The sequence below is a fragment of the Trinickia violacea genome, from assembly GCF_005280735.1.
GTDB lineage: Bacteria > Pseudomonadota > Gammaproteobacteria > Burkholderiales > Burkholderiaceae > Trinickia_A > Trinickia_A violacea.
The window spans coordinates 1-20,247 of sequence record NZ_CP040079.1; the positions used below are offsets into that span (position 1 = coordinate 1).

Annotated in this window: 18 protein-coding genes; 6 read left to right on the forward strand and 12 right to left on the reverse strand. The window is 61.0% G+C overall.

The window, feature by feature from the left end; translation table 11 throughout:
• Nucleotides 1-306, forward strand: a complete 306-nt coding sequence (locus tag FAZ95_RS38670; protein ID WP_137337825.1) for an XRE family transcriptional regulator — start codon at nucleotides 1-3, stop codon at nucleotides 304-306.
• Here the strand turns inward: FAZ95_RS38670 and FAZ95_RS38675 are convergent.
• Both FAZ95_RS38675 and FAZ95_RS38680 read right to left on the reverse strand, forming a co-directional pair.
• Nucleotides 303-698: a hypothetical protein gene (locus FAZ95_RS38675; protein WP_137337826.1), complete on the reverse strand. Its 396-nt coding sequence runs from the start codon at nucleotides 696-698 to the stop codon at nucleotides 303-305. The genes FAZ95_RS38670 and FAZ95_RS38675 overlap by 4 nt on opposite strands.
• A 61-nt stretch (nucleotides 699-759) precedes the next feature.
• Nucleotides 760-1,428, reverse strand: a complete 669-nt coding sequence (locus FAZ95_RS38680; protein WP_217497501.1) for an LPD29 domain-containing protein — start codon at nucleotides 1,426-1,428, stop codon at nucleotides 760-762.
• Nucleotides 1,429-1,612: 184 nt separating this feature from the next.
• Here FAZ95_RS38680 and istA point away from each other — a divergent pair, with 184 nt between their 5' ends.
• Nucleotides 1,613-3,106, forward strand: coding sequence for an IS21 family transposase (gene istA, locus FAZ95_RS38690; protein ID WP_137337827.1), 1,494 nt, complete (start codon nucleotides 1,613-1,615; stop codon nucleotides 3,104-3,106).
• A complete protein-coding gene (gene istB, locus FAZ95_RS38695) occupies nucleotides 3,103-3,924 on the forward strand; it encodes an IS21-like element helper ATPase IstB (protein WP_137337828.1) in 822 nt (273 codons plus the stop codon). The genes istA and istB overlap by 4 nt, the downstream gene beginning before the upstream one ends.
• A gap of 750 nt (nucleotides 3,925-4,674) precedes the next feature.
• Here the strand turns inward: istB and FAZ95_RS38700 are convergent.
• From FAZ95_RS38700 to FAZ95_RS38745, 10 genes are all read right to left on the reverse strand, one after another.
• Complete coding sequence (locus FAZ95_RS38700; RefSeq protein WP_137337829.1) at nucleotides 4,675-6,147, reverse strand: putative GTPase; 1,473 nt, start codon at nucleotides 6,145-6,147, stop codon at nucleotides 4,675-4,677.
• 96 nt (nucleotides 6,148-6,243) lie between these two features.
• The gene (locus FAZ95_RS38705) at nucleotides 6,244-7,938 is read right to left on the reverse strand and encodes a hypothetical protein (RefSeq protein WP_137337830.1); all 1,695 of its coding nucleotides are present in this window, start codon (nucleotides 7,936-7,938) and stop codon (nucleotides 6,244-6,246) included.
• A gap of 97 nt (nucleotides 7,939-8,035) precedes the next feature.
• A complete protein-coding gene (locus tag FAZ95_RS38710) occupies nucleotides 8,036-8,938 on the reverse strand; it encodes an abortive infection family protein (RefSeq protein ID WP_137337831.1) in 903 nt (300 codons plus the stop codon).
• 96 nt (nucleotides 8,939-9,034) lie between these two features.
• Entirely contained in the window at nucleotides 9,035-10,906 is a 1,872-nt protein-coding gene (locus FAZ95_RS38715) for a site-specific integrase (RefSeq protein WP_137337832.1), read from the reverse strand.
• A 13-nt stretch (nucleotides 10,907-10,919) separates the two neighbouring features.
• Complete coding sequence (locus tag FAZ95_RS38720) at nucleotides 10,920-11,366, reverse strand: hypothetical protein (RefSeq protein WP_137337833.1); 447 nt, start codon at nucleotides 11,364-11,366, stop codon at nucleotides 10,920-10,922.
• 214 nt (nucleotides 11,367-11,580) lie between these two features.
• Nucleotides 11,581-12,198, reverse strand: coding sequence for a hypothetical protein (locus FAZ95_RS38725; RefSeq protein ID WP_137337834.1), 618 nt, complete (start codon nucleotides 12,196-12,198; stop codon nucleotides 11,581-11,583).
• A 32-nt stretch (nucleotides 12,199-12,230) separates the two neighbouring features.
• Nucleotides 12,231-13,103: a ComEC/Rec2 family competence protein gene (locus FAZ95_RS38730; protein WP_137337835.1), complete on the reverse strand. Its 873-nt coding sequence runs from the start codon at nucleotides 13,101-13,103 to the stop codon at nucleotides 12,231-12,233.
• 436 nt (nucleotides 13,104-13,539) lie between these two features.
• Complete coding sequence (locus FAZ95_RS38735) at nucleotides 13,540-14,628, reverse strand: hypothetical protein (protein WP_137337836.1); 1,089 nt, start codon at nucleotides 14,626-14,628, stop codon at nucleotides 13,540-13,542.
• Nucleotides 14,629-14,650: 22 nt separating this feature from the next.
• A complete protein-coding gene (locus tag FAZ95_RS38740) occupies nucleotides 14,651-15,082 on the reverse strand; it encodes a TA system VapC family ribonuclease toxin (protein WP_137337837.1) in 432 nt (143 codons plus the stop codon).
• Nucleotides 15,082-15,312, reverse strand: coding sequence for a CopG family transcriptional regulator (locus FAZ95_RS38745; protein WP_137337838.1), 231 nt, complete (start codon nucleotides 15,310-15,312; stop codon nucleotides 15,082-15,084). Before FAZ95_RS38745 ends, FAZ95_RS38740 begins: the two co-directional genes overlap by 1 nt.
• 380 nt (nucleotides 15,313-15,692) lie before the next feature.
• On the opposite strand from FAZ95_RS38745, the gene FAZ95_RS38750 reads away from it, so the two are divergent.
• The 3 genes from FAZ95_RS38750 (at nucleotide 15,693) to FAZ95_RS38760 (ending at nucleotide 19,472) form a co-directional block, all read left to right on the forward strand.
• Nucleotides 15,693-16,886 (forward strand): ParA family protein, encoded by a 1,194-nt coding sequence (locus FAZ95_RS38750; RefSeq protein ID WP_254700421.1) that lies wholly within the window; start codon nucleotides 15,693-15,695, stop codon nucleotides 16,884-16,886.
• Nucleotides 16,886-17,899 carry a ParB/RepB/Spo0J family partition protein gene (locus tag FAZ95_RS38755; protein ID WP_137337839.1) on the forward strand — a complete coding sequence of 338 codons (1,014 nt, stop codon included), beginning with the start codon at nucleotides 16,886-16,888 and terminating at the stop codon, nucleotides 17,897-17,899. The genes FAZ95_RS38750 and FAZ95_RS38755 overlap by 1 nt, the downstream gene beginning before the upstream one ends.
• Nucleotides 17,900-18,212: 313 nt before the next feature.
• Nucleotides 18,213-19,472, forward strand: coding sequence for a hypothetical protein (locus tag FAZ95_RS38760; RefSeq protein ID WP_137337840.1), 1,260 nt, complete (start codon nucleotides 18,213-18,215; stop codon nucleotides 19,470-19,472).
• The last annotated feature ends 775 nt before the right edge of the window (nucleotides 19,473-20,247 follow it).

Below are 20,247 nucleotides of genomic sequence, written 5' to 3' on the forward strand. Positions count from 1 at the left end.
ATGAGTGAAAGCTATCAGGTGGAGATTCGGCCTGAGTGCCTGCGGGCAGCTGATGAATGGGAACGACCGCGCGGATCCGAAATCCAGGAGGTCGTCAGGCGGACGGGCCTTCCCGGGCGCGGCGTCGCGCGCGTACTGGGACTGAGTGATAACGGCGGCCGACAGGTGCGGCGCTGGATCAGCGAGGATGCGGCAATTCCGTACTCTGCATGGGCCATTCTGTGCGATCTGGTGGGCTATGAACGGATCTGGCTTAACCGTTCGCCGGGAAAAACGCCCTTCGAGCCCGACGACGATGCCGATTAAAACGGAGTGAGGCGAAGCGACCGGGCAATGCGCGCGGCGTGGGCATATTTGCCGCCTTCGTGGGTCTCAAATGTCACGCCGTCTTTCAGACGGTGAAAAGCCTCGCCATCGCCGCGTACCGTGACGGGCCATGCACGATCCAGCACGGCCACCGTGCGGCCCCATACGATCAGGTCACCGCACTTGCATTCTTCGGCGCTCTGCGTCCAGCCGTACGCGTCCTCGGCATCCTCGAACGGCACGACATGCACGCGCACACCGTCGATGACGCGCACGGATCCGGCGGTCGCAAAAAGGTGCGCCATGCTCGTAAGCTGCTCAGCGCGAAGGTGCACATATTCGAGCATTGCTTCGCGCACCTGGTCGGCGCTAATAACGTGAACCATGGTCAATCCTCTATTTCGAAGTCCAAACGGTTTTCAGTCGGAGCCCGCCTAAGCGGGCGCGGAGGCTTTACAGGTCTTGCGGGACAAAAGAAATACCGCAGCCGCACGAACGGCTGTATCCGTCGTCGTGCGTAACGAACACCTTTGCGGCCGTCGCGCTTTTCGCGACGCTAAGGCGATCGGAGTGTTTCCAAAGTACTTGGCTGATTTCTTGCTGGACGTCCGCGAACCGAAAGTGCATCAGCTGGCCTTTCCGGTACTGCGCGACCGTCGGGCGCTCGAGGCCGGCTTCGCGAAAATTCGCGCGAAAGTGCCGGAAAACCGTATCGATTGCGCGCTCGATACTCGCTTCGGTGTAGCTGCGCGAAGTAAAAATGTAGTCGGCGCCAAAGCTGATCTGCTGGCCGTCCATCATGTGATAGACGCTGCCCTTGTAGTCGATCGAGCCATCGAAGTAGGCGCCCTTAAACCGGTTCGTGATGGCTTCAACCTGCGCCGTGTTCGGGCCGTCCTCCCATCGCACGCTGATTGATGCACCTCCGCTGTAGGTGCTGCTACGCACGCCGAATTTCACGCCGGGGAACGCTTCTTTCAGTGCCTGACGCACGAGCTTGGCCGTCTCGGCGCACGACAGATAGCGACGCCCCAATCCTGCCTTTGGGTGGGCCTCGGGGGGTGCGGGGGGAACGCCCGCGTTGTGGGTGTGGCGGGGTTGGTTGGGGGTGTTTGCGTTCATGTTTCGTCCTTTCGTGTCGGGTTGTGCGCGGCGACAATCATTTTGGCCGGTATAGCGACGGAGGTTTTGGCCGGTGGGGAGAAGTCGGAGGCGGCGTAGCCGCCGGAGAGTTCTCCCCACCGGCGGCGCCGAGTCGGCCGGGTTCTACGATGGCTGATCAAATCAAGAAGAAGCGATCAGCCGCATGTCCGGAACCCGTATCACCGACCAACAGGTTCGCCTCTACATGTCCAAACGCAAACACCACTCTCAGGAGATCGCCGCCGCCAAGGCCGGCATCAGCGTGCGCAGTGCCCGGCGCATAGAACGAGATGCCTCACTGCCGTCCCAGAAGCCACGAGGCTATTGGCGTTCGCGCCCTGATCCGTTCGCCGACGTCTGGGACACCGAAGTCGTCGCGATGCTCATGAACGCGCCGCAATTGCAGGCGATCACGATCCTGCGCAAGCTGCAGGACGATCATCCCGGGCAGTATCCCGACAGCACACGCCGCACGCTCGAGCGACGCGTGAGGCATTGGAGAGCAATGTCCGGGCCGCCGAAGGAAGTCTTCTTCCCGCAGCAGCATGAGCCCGGCGCGCGGGGCCTGTCAGACTTTACCGACATGGCTGAACTGCGCGTGACCATCGCCGGAACGCCATTCGCTCACCGGCTGTACCACTTCGTGCTGGCCTTCTCGCGTTGGGAATACGCCAATGTCGTCGAAGGCGGCGAGAGTTTCGAAGCCCTATCTACGGGCTTGCAGAACGCGCTCTGGCAGGCCGGCGGTTGCCCGCTCGAGCACCGCACCGACAGTTTGTCGGCGGCGTTCAAGAATCTGCAGGACGAAGAGGACTTCACGGTGCGCTACGCCGCGCTGCTCGAGCATTACGGCATGGTCGGCACGCGCAACAATCGCGGCCAGGGTCACGAGAACGGCAGTGTGGAGTCGTCACATCGCTATCTGAAGGAGTCCGTCGACCAGGCGTTGATGTTGCGCGGTCACCGGGACTTCGTCGATCGCGCGGCCTACGACGAGTTCCTGCGCGAGATCGTCATGCGCCGCAACCGGCGCAATGCAGCAGCGTTCCGCCTCGAGCGCGAGCAGCTTATCGATCTGCCGCTGCGGCGCACGACCGACTTCGTTGAGGAAGAGGCGCGCGTCACACGCTGCAGCACCTTCACCGTGCGCGGCATCCTTTACAGCGCCCCGTCGCGATTGATCGGCCACCGCCTGAAGGTGCGAGTCTATGGCGACCGGCTCGACTGCTATTTGTCCGGTGCGCTGGTGCACAGCACCCCGCGCGGCTCGCGTGCCGGCGACAACCGCCGCGCCCTCGATTACCGACACTTCATCGAGGGCCTCAAGCGCAAGCCGCAGGCCTTCAAGGGACTCGCGTTCCGCGACGAGCTGTTTCCGCGTGAGGCCTATCGCCGGACGTGGGAGCAGCTCGAGGTACGGCTGACGCAACGCGACGCCTGCAAGACGATGGTCGGACTGCTTGAGCTCGCCGCGCTCGATGGCGTCGAAGCCGTGCTGGCCGCGCGCCTGAACGCATTGCTGGTGGACGGCAGATTGCCGGATCTGAAGGCGTTGCGCGAGGAGCTTGCACCGCGACAGGTCGACTGCCCGGTGGTCAATGTCGAGATTCCACCGGTCAGCTCCTATGACGATCTCCTGGGCAAGGAGGTGGCATGAGTACACTCGCTTACGATGCCGGCCGACTGGCCCTGATGCTCAATGAACTGCGCCTGCCGACCATGGCCCGCCTGTGGCCCGAGTTCGCCCAGCGCTCCGACAAGGAAGGCTGGCAGGCGACTCGACTGCTGGGTGCACTGCTTGAGCACGAACTGGCCGAGCGCGCCAAGCGGCGCATCGAGCGACACCGCGCCGAGTCGCATCTCGATCCGACCAAGACACTGGCTACCTTCGACTTCGGCATGGTGCCGATGGTCTCCAAAGCCCACGTGATGGCACTGGCGACCGGAGATTCGTGGCTCGAGAAAGGCGCCACAGTACTCCTGTTTGGCCCGCCTGGGGTCGGGAAAAGTCACTTGGGATGCGCTCTCGGACACGCGCTGATTGACGCGGGTTACCGCGTGCTGTTCACACGTACGAGCGAAATCGTGCAGAAACTGCAGGCCGCGCGTCAGAGCCTGCAACTGCCTTCGGCCCTTGCCAAGCTCGACCGCTTCGACCTGATCATCCTGGACGATCTGTCGTACGCCCGAAAGGACCAGGCCGAAACGAGCGTGCTGTTCGAGCTGATCGCCGAAAGATATGAGCGCCGCAGCCTTCTGATCACGGCCAACCAGCCGTTCTCGGGCTGGAACGACGTGTTTCCGGATCCCGGCATGACGGTCGCCGCGATCGACCGGCTCGTCCATCACTCGACGATCTTCGAGATGAACGTCGAAAGCTACCGCCGTCGAACGGCCAGCGACAAACAGACTGGCCGGCGCCGACAATCATCCAGCGACAATCACCAGGAAGGAGCGACAACCATGACCGGATAACCACCGACAATCACCCCGGTCGACCGGCCAAAATGATTGTCGGTAAACCGGCCATGCTGCTTGACGCTATCTAGGTTGTGAATCTGCCTTCCGGAGCCGCCTCGACGCGTGGTTAGCGAGCGGCAGGCAGACTGCAAGGGCACGCCCGCAGGCCGCACCGCGGAGCGCAGCCGAAGGCGAGCACCGAACGGGCGAGGACGTGGGCGAAGCCGCACCCTTGTGGGCTGAGTGCCGTGAGCTATGCGTCGAAAAGAGGCGGGCCGGACGGCAGGTTCACGCGCTTAACCCGATACGAAAGGAGGGAACGCAAACACGGTTTCCCCGGCCTGCCCGGACACACAACGCGTAGCCGCACGCGGCTACGCGTCTCTTCACCCAGCTGCGCTGGGTGCTGGTGCAGGTGTTTCGCCCGCGCAGGGCGCGGGCGCTGGCATCAGTCTCGCGCGCGAGCGCGCACGAAAGAAACGCCCGGTGCTCCATCGGAACACCGGGCATCGAACCTTGCCATGCACAAGCGAGGGCGTCGGCCTCGAGGCGGCGGCCGGCGCTTGCGGGGTCAGCTGTTTATTTGGTAATTCATTTCGACTTCGGTGACTCGGTCGCTGCCATCAGATCGGCCAGGAACAGATTCAGAAATGAGCGCGGATGAGGATTGCGACCGCGAGGTGCGCGCTCGAAGCGTCGTGAATGACGCCGCGTGACAATCGTTAGCAATCTCTCTTTTCAAAGAGAGCTAAGGTAGCCTAACCATCAGGCGTTACGCGTATGAACTCGTTTCAACCATTCGACCGGCGCAAGTAATGACTGTGTCTCATTCTTGATCAGACGCGCATAATGGATCAATGCGCCCTTTGCTGTCACCGTGAACACGTCGCGCTTGAAGCCGTCATCCTCCCCCGATCCATCATCGATAGACTGGGTCAGCAGTCCTAGTCTTTCAAGATCCCGCAGCCACTTCGGGAACGAAGTCTGCGAAAGTGCAATCTTGCTGTTTGAATTGAACGAGCCGTAGTCACCTACACCGAACGTTCCCTTGAAGGTATCGCTCATGGCGATGTCAAGGACCGCCCAGGCGTCCTTCGAGATACGGCTTGAGATCGCGCTGTAACTCTCCGTAGTTTCACCGTCCAGCCACTTTTTAAACCGGGCGTGCTTGTGGTCTTGGTGAACGTCACCCTTTCCAATCGATACCAGGTGCCGGCAGTAGCTATCCACGTAGCCGAGCAAATCTCTCAAGTTGGAATTCAGGATCTGGTAGAGAAATTCGATGTCTTCAAGTCGCAGGGGAAGGCACTTCTCAACCTCGGCCGGATCCATCAGGAATTCCTTCAATCTTGCTTCGATCAACGGTTTGATAAAACCTGAGCGGATATTGCCCACCTCCACGATCGGCGTATTCAGGAACGAAGCTAGGCGCGGTGACGCGGCGAGGCTGTGGATAACGCCGTTTGCACCGCAGAAGACCCACCGCAGGCCGTTCACGTTGAACAGACGGTCCCTGAGCGCCTCAAGAGTTCGCCGGGCGGCCGCCCCCGATTCAAGGAGTTCGAGATTGTCGATCACGCAGACAACGCCCCCGTTACCCTGCACGGAGAAGATCTGGTTGAGCCAGTCCCGCACTAGGTGTTCAAGGCCTTCCTGGGCAAAACCGGATCCTGTGTTTATCTGACTGGAACGGCCTGCGCTCGCGTTTCCGCCTAAACCTGTAGTACTGTCGCCCGAATGGGCGCCGAAGGTAATTCCCACTCCCGCGGAGGCATTGAGGTGCTGGATAACGGGCGAATTCAGCCACGCGTCGACCAGTTGAAGTCCGGGACCGGGAAGGGAATAGGCGACAAGGTGTTCCCGGCGAGCAAGCAGCACATTCGCGACTTTGCGAAAAACGTTCGCACAAAAGGCTTCCACGTTCTCGTCTTTGGTAAGCTGGAATGACTCATCAAGCGGGATCAGCAACTGGGTTGTCCTACCGTGCAGGAACGCTTGGAAGCACTCGTATGCAGCAACGTTTACGAGACTCGTTTTTCCGACCCCGATATGTCCGTCCAGGCATGTTATCTTGCCGTGGTTAAGCAGCCGTTGCGCTACCTCCTTGATCTGGGCATCCCGGCCGACCATCAACCGTTGGCCCATCTCATCTGCCCGAAGCGCGAGTACGCTAAACGGGCTTGCACGAAAGCCAAGGCTCGCATAGGCATCAACAAACCAGTCGTTGCTGCTGATCATTTCTCTGATTTCCTTGTTGTACAGGCATCGGGGGAGTGAGCGATCCCGCCTTTCAGCATGGTCTTTCCCGAGTCTACGGAGGCGGACGATATTCCATCAGCTCTCTGGTGAATCAACTGATTCCTCGGGAGCCGGGTCCAAGTCCAGGTAAATTGTCGAGGCTTGGCGTCGTAGCCCTTCCGCTGGGTAGGTTCTCACGAGTCGACGATTCTCTGCTTCATAACTGATGCCGTTAATCAGACATGCTTCGCCAACTCGGGAGTTATAGGCATGTAACCAGACGAAGTGTTTCTTCGTCCAGGATAGGACAGCTTTGTGGAGCGCCATAGTATCGCGACTGTCCCTACCTTTGTCGCATGCCAGTCCCATGAGGTTCAGGCACAGGCTCAGAACCCTGGCGCCTTTGAAGTTCGGGAATTTCCCCATCCGGATGATTTCATCGTATATCAAGCGGCGCGCCTTGAACTTCACAATCTTGCCCGCTCCGCTGTTCAGCGAACCAAACTCGAACAGTTCACCCCAGACGGCAACGTATTGAATCCCCCAGCAGAGGTCCTGCGGAGACTTGACACAGGACGCCCTGAAAACGACCTCGAAGATCATGCTGGCAAAGTGATCGTAAAACGTCTCATGTGGCGGCCCTGCATTCTTTCTTATCCGCAATCGGACATAAGGTGGCACACCCTTTTTGTCAAGAATGTCAACTGCGTCCCTGATGAATTTCACCACTACGTGGAGCCTGTTATGTATGTCGTCATCCCAAGCATTCTCTGGCATCCCGTCGATCTTGTAGAGATCGGATACGGCTGCTTGTATATAGCCCTTCGCCCTATGTAGAACAAAGGAGTGTCCACCCATCCCGCCATTGACGTAGTCGCGAAAGGTAACCAGCACTAGACGGCAATAGGCTTCCCATTGGGCAGCGTTTCCATTTGACGGCTTCGCATCGAGCAATGTTCCAATCGCTTCCACCATCTGGTAGTTTCCGAACATCGCCTTACTGAGCGGCTTGACGTAGCCGATCAAACCCGATTCATATCCTGCTGTTTCGTGGAACAGGAACGAATCCTTGTTCAAGAAGGCTTCCCCGACGACGTTTTTCGCAAATGTACCAATCTGCACTCGGTATTTCTTGGTCTCAGCCAGTTCCTGAAATATCGCGAGTGCCGTGCCGGATGACGATTCGATCACCGCACGGCAAAATTTCCTGTCTGCTATCAATAGCAACAAGTCATCGGCGTACGCCGCTACCCGGGGACGGAGATCTTGTTGTCCTTCCGCGAACTGCGTTTGTTCAGTGGCATATCGAATCACTGACTTTGCAGAATGTGCGAATTCGTCCGCAACTATAGCGAGTTCGGATGGAGAGCCTTTGAGGATCACCCGATACAATTCGCGCACATAGCGTTCAGCGTTTCTCTTTCCGTAGACGGGCGGACGAATAAAGGCGAACCATGCCCATGCAAGGAACGTAAAGAGAAAGGTCGCGCCCAGGAGAGCTTGCCAAATCTCGGGCGTCAGAAAGTCTCCTTCTGGAACGAGCCATTGTTCGGCGCGCCACAGGTCCGTTAATAATGTCAGCAGACCCACCGCTGCGACCATAGCGAAAGTGATGTGCCGAAGCGGCAATGGCGCGGTTCTGACACGAAACTGGTATCGAAACTCGGCGATGGTCCAGGCCAGCACCATCAGGGCTAGTGCGGCAAGGAATTCAGCGAAGCCGAAGAATTTGGGGGCGTTCGCTTTTAACGGAACGAAGCACAGGAACCACCAGCAGTATTCATCAACCACTTTGCCGCTCCTTGCTCGATAGATTTGTTATGACGAGGCTGCGCTCGCGTGGGAGACAGTTTCATTTTGGTCTACGCTTCCAGCAGTTGTGAACCGCCTACTTCCCGCGCTGATTGTGTGTTTCGACGAGGAAGACGGCCAGAGTTGACGCGGCGCCGACGGCAAGCTTGGCGTGCCTGGATTGCAATCCTTTAGCGCCCATCGCTTTGCCGTGACCCGTGCCGTAGTGGTTTCTCAACTCCGCCACACCCTGTGTGATGGTTGCCAAGTTGCTTAGCAGCCGCTTGATCGTCTCAGCGGCTTTCGCTTGCTCCGGAATATCGTCGGGGGTGAGTTCCAATTCCTTGCTGGTCAGCTTCACGAGCTCGGGAAGGTCCGCGTTCTTCGAGTGCGCAATGCCGCGTTCTGCCAGAATCGTCTTGCAACAGGTTTCCACCAATTCCTTGGCCGTTCCGATCGCGAGGCCGGGATCGTTGACGACCGCGGCGTCCATCCGTGTGATTTGTTGCGCCACATATCCCGGGTCCGTACCGGCAAGGGTCTCCCGTGTGGCGGATAGACCTGGAGTCGCGACGACCCCGACGAACCGTCCTACATAGACTGGACGCCCGGACAAGCGCGTGCGCTCGACCAATTGAAACCCATCTGCCTGTAGGTGTTGATTGAACAGCTGACACATGCGTTCAGCTTCCGTGGCGTCGGCACGGATCACGGGATGCAGGGTCTCGCACAAAAATCGCAGGAAGAGCTCGTCGTCCCCGTTCATGAGGCCAAACCGGGAATCGTAGAACACCCAATCCTCGTCCCAGTCGAAATTGTTGACGCGATGCTGCCAGATATCGCCCGCGGCATTCTTGAAGCGTCCGTCGGTCGATGGAAGCCTTTCGAGATCGTAGAGGCGCGATAGAAACTCCGACTCTTCCAGGCGCCCGGCCCAGTTCCAATGTTCGGCAACCATCGCGTCGACAATGTCGCGGCGAGTCAGTTGGCTAATTTTCATCGACGACTCCGGTCCAGACATCACCCAGCGGCGCGTCGTGCGTCGAGCCGCTATCCGTAGCGATTCATTTCCAACGCCAGCAACATCCCACTTTCCTCAATGCCCCTCACCCGACCTACCCAAGCGCGCGTGATATTTCGCGACTTCACGGCGCATGCGCCGCTGTTCTGCGGTCACGTAGGTGGAAGTGGTCTGCAACGAGGCGTGCCCGAGCAGCTGCTGCACCACGTCGAGCGGGACGTCGGCCGCCACCGACTGCGTGCCGAACGTGTGCCGAAACGCGTGCGGCGAGGTCCGGGCGAGCTGCCGACGCTCGGACTCGCTCAGATCGGGCAAGTGCTCGAGCAGTTGTCGGATGACCCAGGTCGTGAGGCCGCGTGCGCCCCGCACCGAGTAGCCGCCGGCCGTCTGCGCCACCTCGCCGGCCCCTTCCTCCAGTCCGAACTTCTTTCTGGCGTGAGGCGTAGGCGGGATCACGAGCGGCGCCACCAGTGGCAGGTCTTCAGTTGCGGTGTCAAAGTCCAGCCCGCGATCGGCCCAGTGTGCCCGCAGCGCGTCGATCCCCTCCTCGCTCATGGTCACGAAGCGCTCCTTGTCGCCCTTGCCCACCACCTCGAGCTGCCAGGTGGCCGGCGTATCGTGCCCGGTGTCGTACTCGGCCGGATGCCATTGCAGCGCCGTACGCGCACTCGCGGCCGCCTCGGCGACTCGCAACCCCGCGTCGCCCATTAGGAGCAGCAGCGCGCGTGCGGAGCGCCAACGTGCCCCGTCCGGGCCTGCGCTCTCGCTACGGTCGGCCAGAAACGTACGCACCCGGGTCCACAGGTCGATCGGCAAGGCGCGCTCGATCTTCATCTTCTTCACGCGCTTGACGGTCTTGGGGTCTTTCACGGCACGCCACGGATTGCCGGCCAGGTACCGCACGTCGACCAGCCAGTCGAACGCCGCGCGAATCGCGCGCACCGCATACCGCTGGCTGTCGGGCGAGAGGCCGCCCGGCGCGAACGGGCGCCAGCGGCCCGATTGGCGCGGCGCCGGGGGCCCGGTAAAGGCCTCCGCGGGCACGGCGAGAAACGCCTTGTACGCCTCGCAATCCTCGACCGTCAGCGACGACAGCGCCACGCCGCGCTGCGTGATCGACCACAGCAGCAAGCGCTCGAGCTCGCGGGTATACGCGCGCTGCGTGGCCAGCTGGCCGGTGTAGCCATTCAGATAGGCCCGGATCGCCTCCAGGTCATGCCGCGCGCGGACATACGGAAACGCCAGCGACCGGTTCGTCCCGCGCTCGCCGGACAGGGCGTGCGGCAAGGCGACGCGTTCGAGCGGCGCGAGGTGCCGGCCAGCGGGTTCGATCATGATGACGTCGCTGCCGTCACCGCGCGCGGCGAGCGGATCGGCGAGCTCGACGTCCACCGCGATCGTAGCTCCCAGCGTGTCGGCATGCCGGCGCAGCCAGGCGACGATCACGCGCGCGCGATGCGCGCCGATGCGCGGCACCGCACGCCACCAGCTGCCACCGCGCCGGTTACAGAACGTGATGAGCTCGCCCAGCGTGGCCATGTGCGCGTGCGCAAGCCGCTCCGCGATCAGCGGCCGGAACCAGCGGCCGACCGAGTGACTCACCTCGGGCTTGGCGACAGCCCACCGCCCTGCCGACTCCTCGATGAGCTGCAGGGACACGGGCGTCAAGCGCGGCTCACCGGTTTTCTCGATCGACTGTTTCAGGTAGCCGACCAGGACCGATGAGCCCTCTCGGAGCGCGAGCGACACCAGGTCGTCGCGCATCGTGCGCAGAAAGCGCTCGAGCTCGTACGGTGCGTCCGCGTAGGGGCTCGTATCCGGATCGAAATACAGGCGCGCGATGGTCGCGATGGACACGCCCTTGACGCGGGCACGCAGCGCCGTGAACTCGGTCCGGCTGTAGGTACGTGGCGCAGGCAGCTCGAGCTGCTGGGGATGGTTCGCCATCAGGATGTCACCATTAGGGGGCCTCGGCCGTCGGGATCGGCGAGCGGCCACCGCTGCGGGTGACCTGGTCGACGCGCGCCCACGCGTCGAGCAAGCGGTGCCGCGGCACGCTGGCCAGTTGCGCATCGTGGAGACTCACCAGTTGCTCGAGCACCGGACGATCGTCCTCGGTGAGGGCAAACACGCCACTTACCTCGCCGCGCGTGACACACGCCTCGAGCGCCGCCTCCGCGCGCTGGAACAGCGCCAGCTCGGCCTGCTCAATGGCAGCGGCATCGCGCAGGAAGTACGCGAAATACAGCACGTTCATCAGCGGGGTCAGCATCGCGTCATCCGCCTGCCCGGCTCGCAGCGCGGCCAGCGCGAGGTGGTTCTTGAGCGAGAGTCGCGACACGTCGGCGGGCGGCAGCGGCAGCAGCTCGCTTTTCGTGAGCGGACGACGGGGCTTTCGGTTACGCATGCCGACTCCTTGGCAATCCGATGAGCAGCAGGGACACGCGCGTCGACCGCGGTTCGCTGTATTTCTGGAGCGCCTGCCGCAGGTAGCTCATGAAGACGGGGAAGCCTTGGCGCCACGCAGTGAATTCGGTGCGCGTCTGCGCGTGTGGAGGCAGGGTCAATTGCTGAGCCAGGTTGGCCACGTGTGTAGATTGCCGGTTCTTTGCATGGCGGTCCTATGCCTTCGGAGGTGTTGTGATGCGCTTGGTTGAGTGTACGGCGAGCACGTTACAGACAAACCGGACTCCACAATGCCTCGCAGCGATGGCGGTCAGAAAGTACTGCGCCGCGAAGATTGCGCACGCAATCCATGCGGCTTTCGCAGTGGCGCCGTCCCAACGGAGCAGGAGTGGAACGACAAGGATTAGCGGTAACGACAGCGCAGCCGCGTCACGCCACAACAGATACATCTTGTGCGCGTCCGCCACAGGTACCTCGGACTCAACGCGCCTGTATAGCCTGTACCAGAACGCGTTCTGCTCTGCGGGGTCGACCGGGAACACCCCAACGTTTTTACGCAGGCCGACCATGTCGACGCGGGGGTCGGCTGGCCCATACCGCGTGAATGCCTCATGGCCGGGAAGCACATTCCTGACTTTCCAGAACACCAGCATCGCTTTGACCGTGTGGGGGACTAGGCCCGACAGCAAGAGGACGACAATCGGCAGGACTGTCATGAGCGCCGCTCGCAGGCCCATTAACAGCGTGAGCGATGTCGCAGCGACAGCCGCAGGGAAGGCGAACACCAACAGCATCGCGATATCCAGCAGGGCGAGCGACACCAGCCAGGGCATGTTTCCAGCCTTCAATGATCGTTGCGTGTTCCTCATCCACCGTTCTCGCTATCGATATCGTAGGTACTGTTGTCATAGACGGTGAGCTGGATCCAGCCATCGCGACGGGTAGTCAGAACATGCCTATTCTTCATGGTCGTGCGGACAAACACACCCTGATCTCGGACGATGGCGCGGTAGTCAGGCACCGTCTCCTGCGTGGAGTGCACGATGGCCTTGTCTGAAATCACGACGCAGCTCGGCGTGAAGTACCTGAAGATGTCCTCGCAGAATCCGTTCTCCCTACCATGATGCGATGCCACCAGCACGTCCGTGCCGACCAGTTCTGCTCGGAAGCCCGGCTGCTGCAACAGTGCACGCCAACCTGACTTTTCGAGGTCCCCCGGGAAGAGGATCTTGAAGTTGCCGTACTTGATGAAGACAGCCAGGCTCAAGTTGTTCGTGTCGGTGAACTGCGGATAGGTATTCCAGAACGCCGACATGGTGATGCCACCCATGTTCTGGTTGAACGGCTCGGCGATGGTCCCATTGAATCCCCGGCATATCTGGACAAACCGCTCGGCGTCGCGCGTCAGCGGCCCGCACTCCTCTTTCATGGCGCGCATCGCCGCCGCAGAGGGGCTGGGATTGCGATGCACGACGGGCACGAAGATGCCGGCGTCCCACAGTCCCTGAAGGTCGCTCATGTGGTCCTGATCGGCGTTCGTGATGAACAGGTAGTCCAGCCTATTTCGCCCCAAGACTGTCGTGATGTATTCGCTCGGGCGGAAGGTTGTACCGTGTCCCGAATCGATCATCGCGAGCCGCCCGCCGTGTTCGCCAAATGGTGTGCGGACAACGTGCTGCACCATGGCGCAGGCGCCATGCTCGACATCCCAGATCCGAATGCGCATTTCTCCCGGCATAGGCTCTCCGTGTCGGCTACTCTTGGGCAAGACAAATGGTCGTAGGTGGTGACGGGTCGGTACGTGCGGCGGTCAGCTTGAGGCAGTCGCGCCGGGTGGGCCTCGCCTCGGCCAACACAGGGTAAACCCTCAATCAATCCCGCCCTCCCCTCACTTAAAGCAGATTATTAGCTATTCTGGGCATTAAACGCAATGCCGCTAATAGGACTTAGCGGCATTGACGGCACTTCCGCGGACCGGCTCGCGTCGCGCCCCCGCCGCTCACCGACGACGGTTGCCCGGCGCCACGCTCGGATGCAACGTGACGCCCCCGTCCCACTCCAGGACGACCGGCCCGCCGCACGACACACAGTGGCTCGCTTCACCGTCGTGCGTGTCATCAGCCAGGTGAACTTCGCCGCGATGCCCGCATGCCGGGCAACGCTCCATCATTGCGTTAAAACCCGTAGGGAACCTGATGCCAGCGACGCAGCACTTGGTAGTCGTGCTCCGGCAGCACGATCAGCCCGTCCTCGGCCGCCTCGAGCACCCGTTCCATCTGGCCGCTCTTCACCAGGTTGCCGTGCAGACCGTAGAAGTACCACGCGAACGGCATGCCGACCCGCTCGTCGAGCTGCTTAAGCTTGCCGTACAGGCTGTAGAGGTCGAGCTTGCCGGTGTTCGTCAGTTCCGCGATCTTGCGCGTATGCGCCCATTGCGGCACGAAACTGAGGTACCGAACGTCGCTCGGATCCGTGTAATCCGAGGTGTTGAAGGTCCAGCGCAGGCAGGCACGCTCGCCGGCAAGCCCGGCACTGGAAGCGGTCCAGTCGTCGAAGAAGCGGCGCTCGGGCCAGCGCACTTGATCGTAACCGGGAGTGAGCTCGCGGAGCGTGACGATACGCTGCGCACCCGTCGCGCCGTCTGTCTCGGTCAGTCGGCGCTCGCCCTCGGTGTGTCGATGCGCTTTATACGCCGCGTTCCCGATCGCCGTGAACTGCTGCATGTCGATCGCGTCCTTGAGCCGATAACGGGGCGCACCGAGCGTGCGCCGTTCGCTGCGCTCGATCAAGGCCATACCGGTCGAACCGCTCCGGAGCTCGTCGGCGTTGGGCAAGCCCCAACGGTCATCGCGGGGAAAAAGCTCGCGCTCGACGAACTCCTGCTCTTCCCACACCGCGAGCTGCACGAAATTGTCCTGGTCGCCGCCGCGGTCATGGACGAAGTAGTGCAACACCGGCTGGATCTCAGTCAGCTGGTAACCGGCATCCTTGTGCGCCAGCCACACCGCGCGCACCGAGCCGCTGTGCGCGGCGAGCTGAGCGTCGATCCAGGCACGATAGTCGGCCGCGATTTCGCGGCCGTCGGCAGTGAGCACGCGCGCAGGACGCTCGCCGAACTCGTCACGCGTCATGACGTAGCGCGCACCCCGGTAATCCGTGCGGGTCGCGAATGCCGTCAGCAGGTCCGCGTGCTTTTTGGTGACCGGCGTCGTCGCAACGATGGTCGCCAGCACGTCGGTCTGCAGGTCGTATTCCTTGCGCATCGCCCGTCTCCCTCCACCGACTTCAAGTGATCACTTCGAGGTGCCGTGTGCCGTCGGACACCGCGTCGACCACCAGGCGCCGATCGAAAGTCGCGAGCGTGCCGCCGTGCGCGCGCGCCAGCGCCAGCAGGTAGGTATCGGTGACCTGGTCGGTCGCCAGGATCCGGCTGGCATCGACGTGCTGCGCATCGAGCAGGCTCACGTCGTCGGGCCAGAACCGGTGGCCGGGGTGCGCGCGCAGCTGCGACACGAGCGGCGCGACCGCGGCCGGTGTCTCGAGCGTGTTCGGATAGCGCGGATGGCCGACGATGCGCAGCACGCCGTTTTCGGTGAGCGGACAGGTCGCCCAGGCCGCGTGTCCGACCTGGCCGAACCACGCGTGGGCCGCCTCGTGCTGTACGTGGCCGGTGTCGAGCAGAGCGATCAGCACGTTGACGTCGAGCAGATAGGTCATCAGGGCGCCTCGTCGCGCAACAGGTTGACGAGCTCTGGCGTGACCGGGCGCGCCGTACGCGCATTCGGCAGCACGGGCAGGCCGTTGCGCGTGGCCGGCGCGGCCGCGGACGGCTGCAGCGCCGTGCGCGCGAGCGTCGACAGCACGCGGCCGATGGACAGGTGCTCGCGCTCGGCGCGGGCGCGCACGACCGCGAGCACGTCATCGTCGATATCAAGGGTGGTACGCATGAGAGCCTCCTGAGCATCGCGCATCAAACATCATCAGGATAGCGCATCAGGCATCAGACATCAAGCATCAGTCAGATCGCCGAGCCTGGGCCCTGCCCCGTTGAGGCAGATTGGCCCTAGTCCGGGCGGGATCGCGGAAAGGTGGGTCTAAGCAGGGAGAAAAACCTCGAGGCGACCGCCCATTGGGAGGTTTTTCTTTTGTATGCGCAAAAGGCGCGTGGAGGCGGTGACGCTAGAACCACGGTGAACACGGCGCAACACCGACCGCAACTCCTAAGAGTTTACTTGAAGTTAACTCGGGCACCGATTATTCTCCCGGTTAATTGAAATTTTCACGCAAACCGGGAAACCCACCGGCCACCAGCCACTAGGACAGAATCGTGACCGCGAACGACCTCCAACTCACAAGAATGCCCGAAGTTGACCAGTCCGTTTCCATCGAAGATCTCGTTGCTCTGGCTGGCCAGGCCACTGACATTCTGGACCAGATTCGCGACGCAATGCTCGAGCCGTATCCGCGCAAGAAAGCGCCGATGTTCACGAGCGCAAGTCTTGCATCCTTATGCGGCCTGGACAAGCAGCGGCTGAAGTACCTGACCACCAAAGGCGACCTTCCCGCTGGCACATCCAAAGGCGCTGGACGGGCAAAAGAGTTCACGCTGGGCGAAGCTATCCAGTGGATTCGGGGCACCTCAAAGCGCGCCGTCAGACCGTCCGGCGTGCGCGGACGAGTGTATGCCGTCGCAAACTTCAAGGGCGGGGTCACCAAGACTACCACCACCGTTTCGATCGCCCAGGCTCTGACACTCCTGGGACGCAAGGTGCTCGTGATCGATTGCGACCCTCAGGGGTCGGCGACGCAACTCTGTGGTTACGCCCCAGAAACGGAAGTGCCGGAGGATCAGACGCTGCTTCCGCTCTTTTACGGTGACCAGGAATCGGTTGGCTACGCGATTCGCTCAACGTACTGGGACAACCTCGACCTGATACCGGCTACGACTTATCTGTCCGATGCCGAATTCGAGGTTCCCGCAAAACTGTTGACCGATCGGAAGTTCGAGTTTTGGGACATCCTCAATAAGGGTCTGAAGCCGCATCTGAACGATTACGACGTCGTGATTATTGATACCCCGCCCGCTCTGAGCCAACTTACAACGAACGCACTTGTCGCCGCTGACGCCATCCTGCTGCCCTGCCCGCCCGAAGGCATGGACTTCGCAAGCTCTACGCAGTTTTGGCGACTGTTCTCTGAGGTCGCAAGCAAGTTGCCGGGTGTGAACTCGCAGAAGCGCTACGACTTCGTGAACGTGGTGATGACCAAGGTGAAGAGCACCGAACTCTCGCGTGTCGTTCAAGGCTGGCTCACAAAGGCGTATGGAGCGCGCGTGCTTCCGATTTCGATTCCTGAGTCGAGCGTGCAGATTGGCGCGGCAGCAATGCTGTCGACGGTTTATGACTTGGCGAAATCCGAGGTCAGCAGTTCCGCGTATGCGCGGATTCGCGAGCCGTTCGATCGGCTCGCCGACTATCTGGACAGTCAACTGGTGCGAGCCTGGGCAAAAGGAGTTGAATAATGGCCGGATTTGGAAAGAAGCTATCCGAGCGCACGAGCTCAATTCACGCCGACCCAACGCGGGCCAGCACGACTACAAGAGAAGCGCCGCGCACGTCACCGGGGCGAATTTTTGATGCCCAAAACCTGGTAAATCAGGCGGAGGAACGGCGCGAAGTCGCGGAGAGCGAACTCGCATTTGCGCGCAAGCGGATTGAGGAACTCGAGTCGGGCGCAGCAGCGGCCGGCGCCATAGATGTCGAGATCAGCACTCTCGTCGAGGTTCCAGGCCGCCGACGCATTCTGAGTGCGGAAGAGTACGCGGAATTGAGGGCAAACCTTGAAGGGAACCCCCTCGCGTATCCGATCGTATATCTGCCACTCCCGGATGGCAGAAACGAAATCATTGCGGGACACAACCGCGTTGGAATCTATCGAGACGACTTAAAGCGGGCGCACATCAAAGGCATCCCGTTTAAAGGCACGCCGTTAGAAGCAGAACTCGCAGCAGTGTTTTCGAATCTGCTGGCGCCGTCGCTACCCGACTATGAGAAATACCGCCAGTTCGTGCGTATGCAAGAACTGTCCGGACTCACCCAGGCGGACATCATCCGCGCATCAGGCTTAAGTCAAGGACACGTCGCGCGGATTTTCTCCTTCTCGAACCTGCCGGACGCAGCCAAGGAACTGATCGCGGCGAACCCTCACCGGCTTGGCGGAAACGCAGCACAGAAGCTCGCCACGCTGTCTCAGAACGGTGGGGAGGAGCGCGTTGTGACAGCCATCGGAAAACTCGTCACCGACGAAAAGATGACGCAGGAAATGGCCGTCGCGTTGGCTACACCCAAGATGCAAAAGCCTACTGCGACACCACAGGTCACAACGATCAGTGTTGGAAAAAAGAAGCTGTGCGACATTTCCGTCCGCAACGGCGTTGTCGGGTTGCGATTCACCGGAAAGGAAGGCCATACAGTGGCTGAGGAGTGGAGCGCGAAGATCGCCGAATTCATTCGCTCCAACCTCGCAACGGAGTAGCGAACATTCTAGAAGAATGTCTTTGAAAATCAGTGACTTAGGAGTTTGGGTGACGATGGGCATGCAGACATTCTAAAAGAATATCGTTTTGAATCAACAACTTGCAAATTGAGGAAGCGATGAGCTAATCGGATTGCAGAAAGACAAAAGCCTTCGGCTGGAACCGAAGGCTTTTGCAAATTTGGGCTTGGCTGGAACCTCGCCCGCTACACTCACCGGCTGGAACCGGAAGAGCAAAGTCAACTCGGAGTGTAGCGGAACGCGATCGACAGTCAAGCGTTGACCGACCATTTTTTTGAAATGGACGCTGGATATGTCTATCGCGCAACGTTCAGTTGCTGGCGAGGGTGAAATTCGTCTGCGATCAGATGAGTCCGGCAACGCCTCCGTCATTTCTCCGGCTGGAGAGGACAGAGATGCTGCCGCACTCCGCGCATTCGAGACCGACGCCACCAACCTGCCCTGGATCGTCTTTCGGGCTGTGTTCCGGGCCTCGCAAATTGATGGGTTACCCGCGCGGGCCCGTGCGCTGTTCGCCGCCCTCGCCCGCACCGTTGATGCCACCCGGCCCTATGCGGCGATCTACGCACGCCGCGAACTCCTCAATGACCGGTCCTTGCTGTCACGAAGGACTCTCTATCGCGCCCTGACCGATCTAGAAGCAGCTGGCCTGATTCATCGCGCCGGCCAGCTGCGGATCGCCTCAGAAGGTTACGAGGGGCAATTCGGTCGCACGTACCTGCATCTCACCGAACACGCCGCAACGCTGCTCGGCTTCATCACACCTCGCGAGGCATCCGCTTCCGTCGCTGAAGAAGATCCCAACAACGTTGCCGATCAAGGAAGCGAGCCGGCCCCGCGAAGTTTTGCCACACCGGGTGCCACCGTGGCACTCGGTGCAAATATAAGAGATCTTTCCCCAGCTTCTTATCAAAAGAGACAACCGGGGCAGGTGCCTGCGGACCTCGAGCGCCTGCGCACCCTGGGTTTTTCGAAATTTCTGATTTTTGGTCTGATGCGCGACGCCCGCGAACATGGCAAGCGTCTCTCCGACGTGGTCGAGGCGACCTGGACGCACCTGAAGCAAGCGAACCGCCCGATCTGCTACCTGCGCGCCCTGCTACGTTCTACCGTCGACTTCAGTTACCAGCTGCGTGCCCGGCAGGCTGAGGATGCTGCACGCCGCGACGCCGAGGACGAACAAGAGGCCGCGGCGCGCCTTGCTCACCAGGCCGCCGGCAGCACGTACATCGATCCTACGGCTGAGCGACGCATCGACGTCGATGCAGACGGGCAGGGCGCTACCGTTCGGCTGCAGAGCGAGGGCGTCCCGCGTCGCGAAGCCGGGAACTGGGCGCTTCGTTTCCTGCGGGCTGTGCGCAGTGGCCAGCTGCGGCCCGCCACCGCGGCGGATATCGAGGCGTTCGCACAGGCCAGCCGTCACCACGCCGTTATATCTCCCGCTCAGCCTACCGTGCCGCGCTCTGTGACACCGACCGTCTCGGTGCATTTAGCCGATCTACGGGCGCTCGTGCGCAGCGCGGGTAGGGGCATTCCGCCTGACCCACGATGAAATCACCGACATGTGGAAGGAGGCGATTTTTGAGTTCGACACAAACGCGATGCTCAGCTCTGCCGATACACAGTTAAAACGCGCGACGAGCTGCTTGGGCTGCGGGACGAAATGCGGGCGCGGGTTCACGTGGCCAATCAGGCGATGCACGAGTTCTTTGCCAACCATGACTCCGTTCGGCACCTCGACGTTACCCGACGGCCACAATGGCTAAGATCGCGTTTGCAGATCTGCGCAGACAACCATCCATCGACGCAGACCCCGACGCCAAACATACAACTTATAGCCCCTTCGGCGCAGCCACGAGTGGTCACAGGACTGCCATCGCAGTGAGAAGAGGGCCGATGCGGGCAGCGAGCAGCAAAAGCCGTCTATCGGCGTTTGTCAGGGTCTCGCCGTGATAGCAGGCGAAAGCACCTTCGATCGATCACTACGGGGTGTCCTTAGAAAACAGGTTCTTAGGCATACTGAGTAGTTGGGCCTGACGCTATTTCCCCAGTCCTGGATACGCTGGTGTCCACCGGATGCTGCCCGCGCTTCTGCTTTGCCGGCGGCGGCAATGACGGCAAGGTGAACCGCTCTTCGCGCTGAGTCATAAGATATTGTTACTTTTTGTCAAAGTCACATTACTTCACTTTTGTGCAGCTGGTTGCTGATTAAAATCCCGACCGGGGGTAGCCGTGCAGGCTTGCAGACCCAACAACACGAACAAATCGGTTTGCTATGCATTCAGAGGCGCGGAAACAATTTGTTAGGTTAGGACAACGAAGAGCGG